The organism is Kribbella sp. NPDC026611 (assembly GCF_040638345.1).
Lineage (GTDB): Bacteria > Actinomycetota > Actinomycetes > Propionibacteriales > Kribbellaceae > Kribbella.
Window position 1 is genome coordinate 1 of sequence record NZ_JBEZYC010000003.1, and the last position, 16,057, is coordinate 16,057.

14 protein-coding genes are annotated in these 16,057 nt (G+C 67.8%); 9 read left to right on the forward strand and 5 right to left on the reverse strand.

All coding sequences use genetic code 11. The annotated features are described in order from the left end of the window. Window positions 1-368: 368 nt before the first annotated feature. Window positions 369-551: a hypothetical protein gene (locus tag AB0E69_RS11830; protein WP_360143038.1), complete on the forward strand. Its 183-nt coding sequence runs from the start codon at window positions 369-371 to the stop codon at window positions 549-551. 99 nt (window positions 552-650) lie between these two features. On the opposite strand, the gene AB0E69_RS11835 is transcribed toward AB0E69_RS11830, so the two are convergent. After that, on the reverse strand, window positions 651-1,112 hold the full coding sequence (locus AB0E69_RS11835) for a hypothetical protein (protein WP_360143040.1): 462 nt from the start codon (window positions 1,110-1,112) through the stop codon (window positions 651-653). 147 nt (window positions 1,113-1,259) lie between these two features. On the opposite strand from AB0E69_RS11835, the gene AB0E69_RS11840 reads away from it, so the two are divergent. Further along, on the forward strand, window positions 1,260-1,982 hold the full coding sequence (locus tag AB0E69_RS11840; protein ID WP_360143042.1) for a Type 1 glutamine amidotransferase-like domain-containing protein: 723 nt from the start codon (window positions 1,260-1,262) through the stop codon (window positions 1,980-1,982). Here the strand turns inward: AB0E69_RS11840 and AB0E69_RS11845 are convergent. Together AB0E69_RS11845 and AB0E69_RS11850 are read right to left on the reverse strand one after the other, a co-directional pair. Then, window positions 1,979-2,110: a hypothetical protein gene (locus tag AB0E69_RS11845; protein WP_360143044.1), complete on the reverse strand. Its 132-nt coding sequence runs from the start codon at window positions 2,108-2,110 to the stop codon at window positions 1,979-1,981. The two genes, AB0E69_RS11840 and AB0E69_RS11845, sit on opposite strands and share 4 nt — an antisense overlap. Window positions 2,111-2,795: 685 nt before the next feature. Continuing rightward, complete coding sequence (locus AB0E69_RS11850; RefSeq protein ID WP_360143046.1) at window positions 2,796-4,175, reverse strand: aspartate aminotransferase family protein; 1,380 nt, start codon at window positions 4,173-4,175, stop codon at window positions 2,796-2,798. Window positions 4,176-4,274: 99 nt separating this feature from the next. Here AB0E69_RS11850 and AB0E69_RS11855 point away from each other — a divergent pair, with 99 nt between their 5' ends. Next, entirely contained in the window at window positions 4,275-5,927 is a 1,653-nt protein-coding gene (locus AB0E69_RS11855) for an amidohydrolase (protein WP_360143048.1), read from the forward strand. Between the two features lie 14 nt (window positions 5,928-5,941). Continuing rightward, a complete protein-coding gene (locus tag AB0E69_RS11860) occupies window positions 5,942-7,369 on the forward strand; it encodes a gamma-aminobutyraldehyde dehydrogenase (RefSeq protein ID WP_360143050.1) in 1,428 nt (475 codons plus the stop codon). On the opposite strand, the gene AB0E69_RS11865 is transcribed toward AB0E69_RS11860, so the two are convergent. Together AB0E69_RS11865 and AB0E69_RS11870 are read right to left on the reverse strand one after the other, a co-directional pair. Continuing rightward, window positions 7,366-8,451 (reverse strand): glycoside hydrolase family 172 protein, encoded by a 1,086-nt coding sequence (locus AB0E69_RS11865; protein WP_360143052.1) that lies wholly within the window; start codon window positions 8,449-8,451, stop codon window positions 7,366-7,368. The genes AB0E69_RS11860 and AB0E69_RS11865 overlap by 4 nt on opposite strands. A gap of 90 nt (window positions 8,452-8,541) precedes the next feature. Continuing rightward, window positions 8,542-9,372, reverse strand: a complete 831-nt coding sequence (locus AB0E69_RS11870) for an LLM class flavin-dependent oxidoreductase (RefSeq protein WP_360143054.1) — start codon at window positions 9,370-9,372, stop codon at window positions 8,542-8,544. A gap of 109 nt (window positions 9,373-9,481) precedes the next feature. On the opposite strand from AB0E69_RS11870, the gene AB0E69_RS11875 reads away from it, so the two are divergent. From AB0E69_RS11875 to AB0E69_RS11895, 5 genes are all read left to right on the forward strand, one after another. Next, entirely contained in the window at window positions 9,482-12,115 is a 2,634-nt protein-coding gene (locus AB0E69_RS11875) for a hypothetical protein (RefSeq protein ID WP_360143056.1), read from the forward strand. Then, window positions 12,112-12,999, forward strand: coding sequence for a BadF/BadG/BcrA/BcrD ATPase family protein (locus AB0E69_RS11880; RefSeq protein ID WP_360143058.1), 888 nt, complete (start codon window positions 12,112-12,114; stop codon window positions 12,997-12,999). Before AB0E69_RS11875 ends, AB0E69_RS11880 begins: the two co-directional genes overlap by 4 nt. Continuing rightward, window positions 12,996-13,655 (forward strand): putative N-acetylmannosamine-6-phosphate 2-epimerase, encoded by a 660-nt coding sequence (locus AB0E69_RS11885; protein ID WP_360143060.1) that lies wholly within the window; start codon window positions 12,996-12,998, stop codon window positions 13,653-13,655. Before AB0E69_RS11880 ends, AB0E69_RS11885 begins: the two co-directional genes overlap by 4 nt. Window positions 13,656-13,789: 134 nt before the next feature. Beyond that, window positions 13,790-15,160, forward strand: a complete 1,371-nt coding sequence (ngcE, locus tag AB0E69_RS11890) for an N-acetylglucosamine/diacetylchitobiose ABC transporter substrate-binding protein (RefSeq protein ID WP_360143062.1) — start codon at window positions 13,790-13,792, stop codon at window positions 15,158-15,160. Next, on the forward strand, window positions 15,160-16,050 hold the full coding sequence (locus AB0E69_RS11895; protein WP_360143064.1) for a sugar ABC transporter permease: 891 nt from the start codon (window positions 15,160-15,162) through the stop codon (window positions 16,048-16,050). Before ngcE ends, AB0E69_RS11895 begins: the two co-directional genes overlap by 1 nt. The last annotated feature ends 7 nt before the right edge of the window (window positions 16,051-16,057 follow it).

Consider the following 16,057-nt stretch of genomic DNA (forward strand, 5'->3'; position numbering starts at 1 on the left):
CCTCACGCAACACCAACGCAGCAGCAGGACGATTCGCCATGCCTCATCATCCCAACCACCAACCGTAAATCAACTAACGACGCGCGCCACTAGCTGCTCCAATTGCATTTACGTGCGGTTTCAGGGTGGCGTTACGTCGGCTATACTTGAAGCGTGGGTCGGGGTAATTGACGGCGTCGAATCTCTTGCCATCCGAGTGCCCATGTGCTATTCTAAGAATAGCTAGAAGGAAATGCCGCGCATCATCAGATGTGTGGCATTTTTCATGTATAAGCGCAGTCTACGGAAGCGAGGACAACTTCATTCATTGATTGAAGTGCCGAGCCGAACATCTGACCGTGCACACCAATCAAGAATGGAGGGACATAATGTCCAGCATCAAAAAGAAGAGAAGAAAGAACAAGGCTCCAGAGGCCAGGCCGCTCATCGGCATCACGGAGTTGCTGCTCCTGGTGACTTTGGTGGGAGGCGGCGTGCTCCGTCCCGGCGCGCCACCGTCGGCCGACGTCCCGTGCTCCGTCACCGCAGTCACCTGCGTCTATCCGGACTGAGCATTTCAGGCGTGGTCGGCTCCGCTTCGTCAGGTCGACCACGCCTGCTCTTCGCGACGTCACTGCGGAAGGGTCGGTGACGTCGCGGGGGCTGGGCGGTCAGGAGATGATCCCGTGGGCCTGGTTCCAGCGGTTGGCCTTGGAGTAGGCGTCGACGATCGACCAGATGTAGAGAGCCGGTAGCAGGACGACGCCGATCAGGATCATCAGCGAGAGCCACGCGATCACCACGAGCACCATCATCAGGATCCCGATCCCGATGTCGCCGTTCATGATCTGCCCCAGCCCCGGCCACAGGAAGCTGAGCACGGCTGCCACGCCCGGGCTCTTCGCCTTCACCACCGGCTGCATCCCCTGATAAGGCATCGGCTGCTGCGGCTGCCACTGCTGCATCTGCCCGTACGGCGGCTGCTGGCCGTACTGTGAGGGCTGGCCGTACTGCGGTTGTTGGGACTGCCCGGGGTGGGACTGCGGCTGTCCCGGGTTAGGCCCGGCCACGTACGGCTGCGATGGTGCTGGATTGGGGCCGGGTGCGTACGGCGGTTGGTCGTGGTGGTCCATGTTCTTCCTCCCCCTGGATGGTGCTAGGGCGAATAGAACCCACAGCCCACGCGTCTGATACACACAGTCACGAACTCCGATCCCCCGCTCCTGCTGGCTAAGATCGCTGGACCGTTCCGGCTTCGACGTCTGACCGAAGGTAGGCCGATGAAAGCGCTCCTCACCTCGTCCGGGATCACGAACGACACCATCAAGTCCGCGCTCGTCGACCTCCTCGGCAAACCGATCTCCGAGTCGAGGGCCCTGCTGATCCCGACCGCCATCTATCCGTTCCCAGGTGGCGCCAACTACGCGTGGCGAGCGGTCACCAGCTCGATGAGCACCCTCGGCTGGAAGTCGATCGGCCTGCTGGAACTCTCGGTCCTCCCGAGCATCGAAGAATCCGCCTGGATCCCGACCGTCCGCGAAGCCGACGCCCTCCTCTTCTGGGGCGGCGACCCCCTCTTCCTCTCCAGCTGGATGCGCCGCTCCGGCCTCGCGGCCCTGCTGCCAACCCTGAACGAAGACGCGGTGTACGTCGGCAACAGCGCCGGCAGCATCGCCGCCACCACCACCTTCGTCGAGACCTACACCGACCCACCCCGAGGCACCGACGGCCCCCTCAAAACCGAAAACGTCACCTTCTCCACCCCCGCAGGCGACGCCCCCCGAATCCTCGTCACCGGCCAAGGCGCCGGCCTCGTCAACTTCGGCGTCATCCCCCACTACACCCATCCCGACCACCCCGACGCCTCCCCAGAGAACGCCGACCTCTGGGCATCCCGAATCCCCACCCCCACCTACGCAATAGACGACGCCACCGCAATCACCGTCGCCAACAACAACATCCAGGTCATCTCCGAAGGCACCTGGAAACTCTTCGAGCGTTAGCGCTCTTCGTTGACGCGGGCGACCGCTTCGTCCATCCCGTACCTGGTGCGCAGGATCTTGAGGAAGTTGTCGATCGAGATCGCTGGGTTCCGGCGCCGCCCTCGAACCTCGACGTCAGCTACAGGCACGACCAGATCCCAAGCGGGCCCGCACCCGTCACCACCGTTCCGTCAACGTAGAACCCCAGCCCGCTGCACTCACCCGCGAGCGCAGCGAGCAACCCCGCGGCGCCAGCCGCGTACTCGCGAGCGGCAGCTCGCAATCAGCGAGCGGAGCGAGCATCCCCGCGAGCGCAGCGAGCGAACCCCCGGCGCCAGCCGGATGCACCGGGGGCACTCGCCCCCGAACAAGCAGGGCGGGTGGGGCGGCGCGTAGTGCGGCGACGAAGGAGCCGTGCGTAGCACCGCGCTGGGACTACCAGCAGCACCACGCGCAAGCAGTACGGCGAGTAGTGCGCCCGCCCGGGTAGTCACCCGCGAGCGGCAGCTCGCAACTCCGCGAGCGTAGCGAGCGAACCCCGGCGGTAGCCGGATGCACCGGGGCGCCAGCCCCCGAAACAAACAGGGTGGGTGGGGCGGCGCGTAGCTCGGCGACGAAGGAGCCGTGCGTAGCACCGCGATGGGATTACCACCTGCACCACTCACCAGCAGCACGACGAGTAGTGCGCCAGCCCGGGAGTAGTCACCCGCGAGCGGCAGCTCGCAACAAGCCAGCGGTAGCTGGCAGAAAGGCCGGCGCTAAGCCGGAGGGTGGGTGGGAGCGGGGCGTAGCACGGCGACGAAGGAGCCGCGCGTCGCATCGCGTGGGGTGGTTTTACAGGTGGGATTCGGCTCCGGTGAGGACTGTGCGGAGGATGGATTCTATTTCGTCGAAGTGTTGCTGGTCGCAGATCAGGGGTGGGGAGAGTTGGATGACGGGGTCGCCTCGGTCGTCGGCTCGGCAGTAGAGGCCGGCGTCGAAGAGGGCCTTGGAGAGGAAGCCGCGCAGCAGACGCTCGGATTCCTCGTCGTTGAAGGTCTCCTTGGTGGCCTTGTCCTTGACCAGTTCGATGCCGTAGAAGAAGCCCGCGCCGCGGACGTCGCCGACCATGGGCAGGTCGAGCAGCTTTTCGAGGGTCGCCCGGAAATCCCCCTCCCGGCTCCGGACGTGCTCGTTGATGCCTTCGCGCTCGAAGATGTCCAGATTGGTCAGCGCGACCGCGGCTGACACGGGATGGCCACCGAAGGTGTAGCCATGGGCGAATGTGGTGTCCCCCGTCAGGAACGGCTCGATCAGCCGATCCGTTGCGATCATCGCGCCGAGCGGTGAATAGCCCGACGTGATGCCCTTCGCGCAAGTAATGATGTCCGGCTGGTACCCGTACCGGGTGGCTCCGAACATGTGCCCCAGCCGCCCGAACGCACAGATCACCTCGTCGCTGACGAGGAGTACGTCGTACTCGTCGCAGATCTCCCGGACCCGCTCGAAGTACCCAGGTGGTGGCGGGAAGCAACCACCGGCGTTCTGCACCGGCTCCAGGAACACGGCGGCGACCGTCGATGCCCCCTCGTTCTCGATCGCGACCGCGATCTGGTCCGCCGCCCACCTCCCGAACGCCACCGGGTCGTCGCCGTACAGCGGCGCCCGGTAGATGTTCGTGTTCGGCACCCGAAACGTCGACGGCACCAGCGGCTCGAACGGCTCCTTCAGCTCCGGCAGACCCGTGATCGACAGCGCCCCCTGCGTCGTCCCGTGGTACGCGATCGCCCGGCTGATCACCTTGTGCTTGCCCGGCTTCCCGGTGAGCTTGAAGTACTGCTTCGCCAGCTTCCACGCCGACTCGACCGCCTCGCCGCCGCCGCTGGTGAAGAAGACCCGGTTGAGATCGCCCGGTGCGTACGCCGCCACCCGCTCGGCCAGCTCGATCGACTTCGGGTGCGCGTACGACCACAGCGGGAAGAACGCCAGCTCGGACGCCTGTTTGGCCGCCGCCTCGGCGAGCTCCGTCCGCCCGTGGCCCAGTTGGCTCACGAACAACCCGGCCAGTCCGTCCAGGTACCGCTTGCCGCGCGCGTCGTAGATGTAGACGCCGTCGCCGCGCACGATCACCGGGATCTCACCGGTCTGGTAGCTCGACAACCGGGTGAAGTGCATCCACAGGTGGTCGCGCGCCGACTGCTGGAGGTGGTCGTAGTCGGGCGTATCGGACGGCATAAGGGTTCCCCTGTCGCAGACTGGCCGTTGCCCGTCATCGTGCCTGGAAAAGTAGGTTCAAGCAAGTGATTTCGCACCAGAAGAACCGATAGTGTGTCGATGTCGACGGTCCAAGGCGGCATCTGGTGCGGAATCAGTACGACGGGAGGTTGTGTGGACACCCTGTTCGTCAACGGCGCGGTCTTCGACGGGACGACGTACCACGAGGACCTGGACGTCGGCGTCCGCTCCGGCCGGATCGTGGCCGTCGGCCAAAACCTGGAGGCGGCGGAGACCGTCGACCTCCACGGAGGCCTCCTCCTCCCGGGATTCGTCGACGCGCACGTCCACCCGGTGCAGGGCGGTCTCGAGCGCGGCCGCTGCGATCTCGCGCCGCTCCACGGACTCCCGGCGTACCAGGAGGCGATCAAGCAGTACGCCGACCTGCGCCCGACCCTCCCGTGGATCCTCAGCGGCGGCTGGCACCAGCCGGACTTCCCCGGCGCCGCTCCAAGGGCGACCGACCTGGACCGGGTTACCGGCAACCGCCCGGCGTTCCTCGTCAACGCCGACCACCACGGTGCCTGGGTCAACTCCGCAGCGCTCCGACGAGCCGGCATCGACAAGCACACCCCCGACCCGCCCGACGGCCGGATTGAGCGCGACCACGACGGCAACCCCACCGGCACGCTGCACGAAGGCGCGATGGACCTCGTCGGCGGCTTCGTCCCGCCGACGACGCACGTCGAGCTGGTCGCCGCGCTCATGGACGCCCAGGCGTACTTGCACTCGCTCGGCGTCACCGGCTGGCAGGACGCGATCCTCGGCGCCTACGCCAACATGCCGGACGCGACCGCCGCCTACCGCGAGCTCGCCGAGGACGGCCGGCTGACCGCGCGCGTCAACGGCGCCCTCTGGTGGCAGCGCGACCGCGGCACCGACCAGATCCCCGAGCTGCAGGCCAAGAGAGACGCCATCGGCTACCCCAGGTTCCGCGCCCGATCGGTCAAGATCATGCAGGACGGTGTCGCCGAGAACTTCACTGCCGGCCTGCTCGAGCCGTACTTCGACGGCCGCGGCGGCCGGACCGCGAACACCGGCCTGTCCTTCGTCGACCCGATCGAGCTCCGGACCGCGATCACCCAGCTCGACGCGGCCGGCTTCCAGGTCCACGTGCACGCGATCGGCGACCGCGCGGTCCGCGAAGCGCTCGACGCGTTCGAGACCGCGCTGAAGGAGAACGGCGACAACGACCTCCGCCACCACCTCGCACACCTCCAGGTGATCCATCCCGATGATGTCAAGCGGTTCGCCGATCTCGGGATCACTGCGAACCTCCAGGCGTTGTGGGCGAGGTACGACGCACAGATGGTCGAGCTGACCGTCCCGTACCTCGGCGACGAGCGCACCCGGTGGCAGTACCCATTCGGCGATCTCGCCCGGTCAGGTGCCCGGCTCGCGGCCGGGTCGGACTGGCCGGTGTCGAGCCCGGACCCGCTGGCCGCGATCCACGTCGCGGTCAATCGGCGCGACGCCCCGACGGACGAGCCGTTCCTTCCCGAGCAGGCGCTCGACCTCACGACCACGCTCGCGGCGTACACCTCAGGCAGTGCGTGGGTGAACCACGCCGACGACACCGGCCGGATCGAGGTCGGCGCGCTCGCGGACCTGGTGATCCTCGACCGCGACCTGTTCACCACACCGCCCGACGAGATCGCCGCGGCCCGGGTGCGCGCGACGTACGTCGAGGGCGAGTGTGTCTTCGACTCCTAAAGACAGGAACAGCTATGGACACCATCGGCAACATCGTGGACGGCAAACCGGCGAGCGCGCTGAGCGGAGCGACGTACGACGTGATCGCGCCGGCGGACGGTACGGCGTACGCTCGCGCGCCGCTGTCCGGCCGCGAAGACGTCGACCAGGCGATGGGTGCGGCCGAGCGCGCGTTCGAGAGCTGGCGGGACACGACGCCGGCCGAGCGGCAGTTGGCGTTGCTGCGAATCGCGGACGCGCTGGAGCGGCGAGCCGATGAGTTCGTCGCGGTCGAGAGCCGGAACACGGGCAAGCCGTTGGCGATCACCGAGACCGACGAGATCCCGCCCTGCGTGGACCAGTTGCGGTTCTTCTCCGGGGCGGCGCGGTTGCTGGAAGGCCGGTCGGCGGGTGAATACCTGGCCGGCCACACGTCGTGGATCCGGCGGGAGCCGATCGGCGTGGTCGGGCAGGTGACGCCGTGGAACTACCCGCTGATGATGGCGGTCTGGAAGATCGCGCCGGCGCTCGCGGCCGGGAACACCGTCGTCCTCAAGCCGAGTGACACCACGCCGATGTCGACCGTGCTGCTCGCGGAGCTGTGCCAGGAGTTCCTGCCGCCGGGTGTGCTGAACGTGGTCTGCGGCGACCGCGACACCGGCCGGGCGATCGTGAGTCACGACGCACCGCAGCTGGTCGCGATCACCGGGTCGGTGCGCGCCGGGATGGAGGTCGCCGAGACGGCCGGGCGGAAGCTCAAGCGCACCCATCTCGAGCTGGGCGGGAAGGCGCCGGTCGTGGTCTTCGACGACGCGGACCTGGAGAAGGCCGCGGAGGCGATCGCGGCCGCCGGGTACTTCAACGCCGGCCAGGACTGTACGGCGGCGACGCGCGTGCTGGCCGGTCCCGGCATCCACGACGACTTCGTGCACGCGCTGACCGCGCAGGCCAACCAGACGCACACGGGTCAGCCGGACGACCCGCAGGCGACGTACGGCGCTCTGAACAACGCGTCGCAGCTCCAGCGGGTGAGCGGATTCGTCCGCAACCTGCCGGATCACGCCATCGTCCACGCCGGCGGCTCGCCCACCGGAGACCGTGGGTACTTCTACGAACCGACAGTCGTCTCCGGCCTCCAGCAGTACGACGACGCGATCCAGCAGGAGATCTTCGGCCCGGTCATCACCGTGCAGCGCTTCACCGACGAGGACGAGGCGCTCCGCTGGGCCAACGGCGTCGAGTACGGCCTGGCGTCCTCGGTCTTCACCCGCGACCATGCCCGCGCGATGCGCATGTCCCGCCGCCTCGACTTCGGCTGCGTCTGGATCAACACCCACATCCCGATCGCGGCCGAAATGCCGCACGGCGGCTTCAAGCACTCCGGGCACGGCAAGGACCTGTCGATGTACGGCATGGAGGACTACACCCGCATCAAGCACGTGATGTCGAACCTCGAGGGTTAGATCACCTCGAGGTAGTCGCGATCCGGGAGGTCGGGGAAGGGTGCGTGCGGCTCGGACTGGTACCAGAAGGACGTGCTGGCGAGGTCGTCCTGGAGGAGCAGGAGGCGGCCGTCGCGTCGCCAGCCGAGGGCCTGGACGGTGACGCGGAGGTTCTCGGTGAAGCGGATGGCGTCCTGGATGTGCCAGCGGTACAGGCCGAACCGTTGCTGGTTGTCGAAGAACCCGGCGGGCTCGATCGCTTGCGGCATACCCAGGTACGGCGTGGTGAAGGTGGCGTACTGCCCGGGCGGGTCCGCGAAACCCCAGGCGCCGCCGAAGTAGTCCTCGGTACCGGTGCCGCAGATCGTCGGGTACTCGTCGTCGCCGTCGAGGTAGAACTTGAACTCACCCTCACCCCACCAGCCCGAGTTGTTGCAGCCCCAGGCAAGGTAGGTGCCGACGTACTGCCCCTGCCCCTGGACACCGTCGAGCAGCGTGTGCACCTCGCCGTACGGGACCGGGTTGCTACGGCGGAACTGGGCGTGGAAGTACGCGCGGTCCTCCGGTACGTCGGTGCGCGTGAAGTCGACCTGGTAGAAGAAGCCCTCGACCTCCGTCTCCAGGAGGTTCTCGACGGTGATCCGCGCACCGCCGCGGAACGGCATCTGCCAGTAGCTGTTGAAGCCACCCGTCGGGTTCACCGCGATCGGCACCGAGCTGACCTGGCAGTGCCGGCCCCAGCCGTTGCAGAAGAAGTCACCGAGCGGTACTTCGACGGACGGGGTCTCCTCGCCGTCCCAGTACATCCGCAGCACCAGCGAACGCCACGTCTTCGCGTCAACCGTGATCCAGATGTGCGTGATCGCGCCGGAGCCCTCGATGTCCGCAAGGGTCGTGGTCGAGCTCGGCGCGAGGTTGATGCACGGCTGTATCTTCCAGCCCGGGCCGAGGTCGCGGGCCTGGCGGGACATCACTCCCTCGGTCGCCCGCGCACCACCTGCTTTCGCGCCGTCCGGGTTCTCCGCGCTGATCGAGTAGGACCGCGCGGAGGAGAGCCGCGCGAGGTTGCCGAGATGGACGTCGAGCCCGTTGAAGTCACCCATGGGCAACGACGCTACGGCCGGGGAGAGGTGGATGGTGCGACACTCCGGTGGCCCCGGCAGACCACCCGGTCCGCCCGCTCCCTGACTGGTCTACCGGTAGTCATCCAGACGCTTGGTCACCTGGTCGAAGACGGCCCGCTCGTGCTCCTTCGGCGCGTAGAGCACCAGCTCGTCGAAGCCGATGCCTCCCCACCGCTCGACCAGCCGCGCGAACCCTTCCACCGACGCCCACGGATCGATCACGCCGTACGCGAGCAGGAGCCGCCGGATCTTCCGGCCGCCGAGCGCCGCGTCCAGAGCGCGGGAACGCTCGGTCGAGCGTGCGTAGAACTCCTCCTCGGCCGCCGCGCCGGGGAAGGTCACCCAGCCGTCCGCGTGCGCCGCGACGACGGCCAGCGCCTTCGGAGCGTTCGCGGCGATGATCAGCGGGAGCCGGTCCTGCACCGGTCCGGGAGTCATCGCGGCGAGCGTGTACGGGTAGTACGGCCCGTCGTGGTCGGAGACGTCGCCGGACAGCAGCCGGTCCACCACGGCCACGAACTCGGCCAGTCGCTCACTGCGCTCCGGCGCACCCCATTGCGGCGTACCGGCCATGCCGTGATCAGTCGGCCAGACGCCCGAGCCGATGCCGAGGTCGAAGCGGCCGGCGGAGATGTGGTCGAGCGTGACCGCGTGCTTGGCGAGCACTGTCGGCTGCCGGAACACCAGGTTCGCGATCAGCAGTCCGACCCGGATCCGGCGTGTGGTTGCGGCCCAGCCGGCGACCACCGTCGGCCCGTCGTGCACCGGGATCGCGGGGTCGCGGGGATGGCGCAGGTTGTCGCCGGTCCAGAGGCCGTCGAAGCCGGCGTCCTCCGCGATCCCGGCCCAGTACGACGCCTGATCCCAGTCCGCTGGGTTGACCTTCAGCCCGAATCGCATTCGTACCCTCCCAAGGTTCTGGATCAGGGTGCCACAGCGGCGGGTTCGTGGGCCCAGTGGTCTACCTCAGGTGCTTTACCGTGCGCGATTCCTCGGTAACAGTGAAGCGGTGACCGCTTCGCCAGTCGCCGTCATCGGCCCGCCGGGTCCCGCAGCGACGTTCATCGCCGCCCTCGATCGGTTGAACGTCCCGCATGTCCGGTACGACGCACTTCCGGCCTCGCTCGGCGACTGCCGCGCGGTCGTCGTGGTGGCGGCGCGGTACCCGGAACCGGCGTACGTCGACACGTCGTCGCTCGCGGAATACGTGCGTGCGGGCGGATCTGCGTACGTCGAGTTCGCCGTGGACGACGGGTGGTTGCCGGGCGGGGCGGTGCGTGACGCGCATATCGAGCGCATCTTCACGACTCCGGCCATGACCGGAATCGCGCCGTACACGATCTTCGACGAGCATCTCTCCCGGGCTCAGCAGGTGGTTGCCGCGAGCAACGCCACCGAGCTGCTGAGCTACGGCTCGGTCGCGGGCACGCACCAAGCCGTCTTCGGACCACCTGCGGAGACCTTCCCTGCACTGCTGGACATCCGGGATGGCGCCGGCCGTCTCCTTTACGCGACCACCGCCCTCACCCACCACGTCCAGGGCCGCTACAAACCAGCCCGCCGCTGGACCCGCCTCCTGCAACTAGTTACATCCGAACTAGTCGCCACCGAACCACCCCCAGACACCGAGCTCTTCACCGAACCCCGCATCTGGGCCGCCTCCGGCGAACCGATCAAGCTGGTCGTCCGCTCCCCCCACAAACCTGACTCCGAGATCGACCTGCTCCAGGTCAACCCTGGTCGGTTCGAGTCCGAGCCGGCAGTGCTTCCGGACGGCGAGCACACGTTCGTCGTGGGCGGTGAGAGCGTGACCGTCGTCGTCGGGTCGCGGCGGGAGCGGTATGAGCGGATGGTTGAGCGGGGGATTGGGTGGTTTGATCGGGCGGGGATGTTTTACGACGCGCCGGACGGGTCGAAGGGGGTTGCTGAGGGGTTTTCGAATGAGGTGCGGGTGGACGGGACGTTGCCGTTCAGGGCGGTGCCGCGGGGGGACTGTTATACACAGGTGGCGCATGCGTTCCGGATGACGGGGACTGAGCGGGGCAGGACCGTCGCCGACAACCTCATGCGGCTCGTGGTCGAGGAAGAGCAGCTCACCGACCGCAACGCGCTCTACGGTGCCTGGGAGCCCCGTGGCGCGCGGACCGACCTGACTGCGACCAACAACCTGTTTGCCGACGACAACGGATGGATCAGTCTCTTCGCGCTCGTCTCCGGACACCTCGAGGCCGGCCTGCGCGGTGTCGAGTCGCTCATCCGCACCGCCAACGACGAGCTCGGCCTGCAGGTAGACCCGTGGCGGACCCCGAGCACGATCCTGGTCAAGGGCTGGGACGAGATCAGCCGGACGCCGATCGAGGACGGGCTCGACCTCACCTCGCACTGGCAGAGCTCATCCCTCTGCGCCTACCTCTACGCCTATGGCCTCACCGGCGAACCGTCGTACCTCGACCTCGCCACCAAAGGTCTCGACCACATGGCGACCAACTATCCGAAGGTCCGCCTCGAGACGAGTCGTACCTGCGAGGCCGGCCGGTTCCTGCTGCCGCTCGCCGGCGGCTACTTCTACACCCGCAAACCCCTCTATCTGGAGACACTCCGAGAGCTCGGCGACTACCTCAAGTCCCGCCAGGGCCCCGACGGCGGCTTCGCCGAGTGGGACGGCAAGTGCCCGCCGAGCAACGAGGCGTACGGAGTCGACGAGGCCTCGATCTTCCAATCCAACGGCGACCCCGTCACCGACCAGCTCTACGGCACCCCGTTCGCCGCCTGGGCGCTCCCGATCGTCCATCAGATCACCGGCGAGCCGATCTTCCAGGAGCTCGCCGAGGGTGTCCTCGACTACCTCAGCCGGATCCAGATCGACGACCCCGCCGATGACCAGTTGCACGGCACCTGGCAACGCGCGTTCGACTTCGACGCCTGGGAGTACTTCGGCTCGAACGCCGACCTCGGCTGGGGACCGTACTGCGTCGAGACCGGCTGGTCCGTCGCCCCCAGCCTGATCGGCGCCATGCAATACCTCCAGGGCGGGACGTTCTTCCCCGAACCACAGCACAACCCCGACGCGGTCGGCGCTGTCCGCGCGGAGTTCGAATCAATTCACCAGGGCGAGACCGCACCGCCAACATTCCACCGCGCTGACGACGGACGGATCGTCCGGATCCAGGCCGGGGTACGAGCCGTGCTCGGGGACCTGCACGCCGCCGGCGAACCGGTCTGGGTGCGCAACGATCCGGCCAACTCCTACGAGATTTACGTCCGCGGGGAGGACAACCACCTGCACCACACCTACCTCGACGACCGCCTCGGGCAAGGTCGCTGGCACCAGGTCGGCGACCTCGAGCTCGCCGACGAACCGGTCGTCGCCTTCAACCCGGGCGCCGACGCGATCGAGGTCTACGTTCTCGGCGCCGACCGCCACATCCACCACTGCTCGATGATCGACGTCCGCGGCGGTCACACGCCGTGGGAGGCTGTCGGTACGCTGCACTTCACCGGCTCGCCCGCGGTGCTGTACGACGAGAAGCTCGGCACGGTTCGCCTCACCGCGAACGATGTCGCCGGCCAGGAACGCAGTACCCGCAAGGTGAACCGGTGGCACCTCCCTTGGCAGGACTACTCCCACTGGATCACCGCATGACGAATCTCGCGATCGACGGCGGCCAGTCCGCCCTCCGGCTCCGGGTGCTCGGGTCCCGACGGATCGGCACCGGCCCCGGCTACACCCACGGCCCGGACGCGCTGCAACGCATGCTCGACGCGATCGCAACTGCCGCGGCCGACGCCGAGCTGACCGGCCGGACAGGAGTCGTTGCCCTCGGCCTGACCGGTTACCCACCGGCCACCGGCGCCGCCGAGGCGTTCGCGGCCGATATCGGCGCCCTGCTCGACGCCGACGAAGTACGCCTGACCCAGGACATGGTCACCGCGCACGCCGGTGCGCTCCCCGACGGGTACGGCGTGGTCGTTGCCGCCGGCACCGGACTCGTCTGCCTCGCCGTCGACAAGGACGGCACCTGGCGCAAACTCGACGGCCACGGGTACCTCTTCGGCGACGCCGGCAGCGCGTTCGCGATCGGCCGCGCCGGCCTGGTCGCCGTACAACGAGCCAGGGACGGCCGCGGCCCGGTCACCAAGCTCGCGGACACCGCGCTCGACCCCATCGCCCTCTACCGGTCCCCGACCCTCGTCGACGACGTCGCCCGCTTCGCCCCCGAGGTACTGCGCTGCGCCGCCGAAGGCGACCTGGTCGCGCATGACGTGCTGGTCCGCGCCGCTCACGACATCGCCGAGACGATCGCCGCGGCCGTCGCACACCTCGCCGGGGAAGGACAGGTCCCGGTCGCCTGCGTCGGTGGCCTGCTCACCGGCGCCGGCGCCCAACTCCTCGACCCGGTCCGCGACGCCCTCCCGCCCCGCGCGCAGCTCACGCCACCGGCAGGGAACTCGCTCGACGGCGCGGAGCGGCTCGCCACCGGAGACGTCACGCCGTACGCCGACCTGATTGTGACCCACCGTCGATGAGAGCCCTTGCCCAAGGCACCCTTGTGGTGTCCTGCCAGGCCGGTCCTGGTAACCCCCTGCACTCCCCGACCTCGATGGCCCTGATGGCCAAGGCCGCCGCGGCCGGTGGCGCCGGAGCGATCCGGGCCAACGGGCCGGACGACATCGCCGCGATCCGCGCGGTCACCGACCTGCCGATCATCGGCATCCACAAGCTCGGTGATCCGGCCGGCGTGTTCATCACCCCGACGTACGAGTCCGCGATCGCGGTCGTCGCGGCCGGCGCCGACCTGGTCGCGCTCGACGCCACCCTCCGACCGCGGCCGGACGGGCAGTCGCTCGGCGCCCAGATCACCCGGATCCACGACGAGCTCGGCGTCCCCGTGCTGGCCGATGTGGACACCCTCGACGCCGGTTTAGCGGCCCGTGACGCGGGCGCCGACCTGGTCGCGACGACGCTGTCGGGCTATACCAATGGCCGTACGCCGACCGGACCTGATGTCGAACTGGTCCGGCAGCTCGCCACCAAGCTGGACTGCCCGGTCGTTGCCGAAGGCAGGATCCGCACGCCCGAAGACGTCCGTGATGTCCGTGCGGCGGGCGCGTACGCCGTGGTGGTCGGGCACGCGATCACCAACCCGATGGACATCACAGCCCGCCTGGCCGCGGCTATTTAACCGCTGAGCAGTGGTCTAGTCGACCTTGTCGACGTGGCTCGAATCCTCTTCCCCGCGGGTGTCCGACGGGCGTATCCATGAACCGGTCAATGCCCCCTGCACAACGCCCGAGAACGCCCAGAGAGGACGCCCTCATGATCGAGGTCGACCGCCGTACCCTGCTCCGCGCCGCGCTGGCCGGATCCGCCGTCGCCACGCTCGCGTCCTGCGCGAAGCCGGTGCAGGACAAGACCGCCAAGGCGGCCGGGTCCGGGACCGCGGTGGACGGCAGCAAGCCGCTCGAGTTCTTCAACTTCGACGGCGGCTACGGGAAGAAGTGGACCGAGATGCCGCTCGACCTGTACCGCAAGGAGTTCCCGAACGCGGACGTGAAGCTGAACAGCGGCCAGCAGCTCCAGCAGCAGCTGCAGCCGCGGTTCATCCAGGGCAACCCGCCGGACCTGATCGAGAACGTCGGCCTGGACGGCGCCTCGCTCGCGTCGCAGAAGCAGCTGATGGACATCAGCGCGGTGCTCGACATGGAGGCCTACGACCAGCCCGGCGTGAAGGTCAAGGACACCCTGCTGCCGGGAGTCGCCGAGGCCGGGCGGTACGACGGCGTCAAGTACGAGATGCCGTACACCTTCGGTGTGGCCGGGATCTGGTACTCCAAGCCGCTGATGGACAAGCACGGCTGGACGTACCCGAAGCACTGGGACGAGATGCTCGCGCTCTGCGCCGAGATCAAGAAGACCGGGCTCGCGCCGTGGACGTACCAGGGCAAGTACCCCGGCTACCTGACCAGCCCGATGCTGATGACGGCGTACAAGGCAGCCGGGCCGGACCTGAAGAAGCGGATCGACAACCTGGAGCCGAACGCGTGGCGTGACCCCGCCCTGATCGCGGCCGCCGAGGGCTACCAGGAGCTGGCCTCGAAGGGGTATCTGCTGGAGGGGTCGCAGGCGCTGTCGCACACCCAGTCGCAGACGTACTGGGCGCAGGGCAAGGCGGTCTTCATTCCGTGTGGTGGCTGGCTGGAGAACGAGCTCGGCGCGATCGCGCCGAAGGACCTCGGGATGACGATGGTCCCGGTACCCGGCCTGTCGAAGGACGACAAGGCGCCGTTCGAGACCGTCACCGGTGGGCCCGGCGGTGCGCTGATCGTGCCGGCCAAGGCGAAGAACCCGCAGGGCGGGCTCGAGCTGATCCGGATCATCATCTCGAAGCAGTGCATGCAGAACTTCACCAAGGTGACCAATTCGCTGGGCATCACCAAGGGCGCCACCCAAGGGGTGCAGCTGTCCTCGGCGAACCAGTCGATGCAGGACATGATCGACGCGGCCGGGACGAACATCTTCCTCGACTGGTCGTTCCGGCTCTGGTACAAGAAGCTGCTCGACAACTCGGACAAGGCGATGGCCGCGCTGATGAACCGCAAGGTCACGCCGGACGAGTGGAGCAAGCAGATGCAGAAGTACGCCGACGAGACGGCGAAGGACCCGTCGATCAAGAAGTTCCACGCCTGATGCACCACGGCAGGTACCGGTTCGTCGTCAGCCTGCTGGTGGTTCCGCTGCTGGTGTACGCGGTGTTCGTGGTGTCGCCGTACGTGCAGGCGTTCCCGATCGCCTTCACCAACTGGGAAGGGCTGTCGGCGGACTACCAGTACATCGGGTTCGGGAACTTCACCACCCTGCTGCACGACGACGTGTTCTGGGTGGCGCTGAAGCACAACCTGTTCCTGCTGGTGTCCTTGCCGATCATCATCGTGACGTTGTCGCTGTTCTTCTCCGCGGCGCTGAACTACCGCGGCGGCGTGCCGGGGTCGCGGATCTACAAGGTCGTGTACTTCTTTCCCGGCGTACTGTCGATCGCTGTCGTGGGCGTGCTGTGGCAGTTCGTCTTCGAGCCGCGGAGCGGGCTGCTGAACGGGTTCCTCCGGTCGGTCGGCCTCGGCCGGCTCGCCGGGTTGTGGCTGGGGGACGGCCGTACGGCGCTGGGCTCGATCATGTCCGTGGTGGTGTGGGGTGGCGTCGGGTTCTACGTCGTACTCTTCACGGCGGCGATGGCCGCGATTCCGCGGGACCTGTACGAGGCGGCGCTGCTCGACGGCGCCGGCGCCTTCCAGGCGTTCTGGCGGCTGACGTTGCCGCTGATCTGGAACACCGTGCAGACGGCGCTGGCATTCCTGGTGATCGGGGCGCTGGACCTGTTCGCGCTCGTCAAGATCCTGTCGGTCGGGCCGGGTGGGCCGGACGACGCGACGCAGGTGATCTCGCTGTACATGTACACGAACGCGTTCACGTACGGGAAGTTCGGGTATGCGTCCGCGATCGGGGTGACGCTGTTCCTGATCAACATGATCCTGACGCTGCTGACGTTCCGGCTGACCCGCCGCGAGCGGGTCGAGTACTGATATTGAG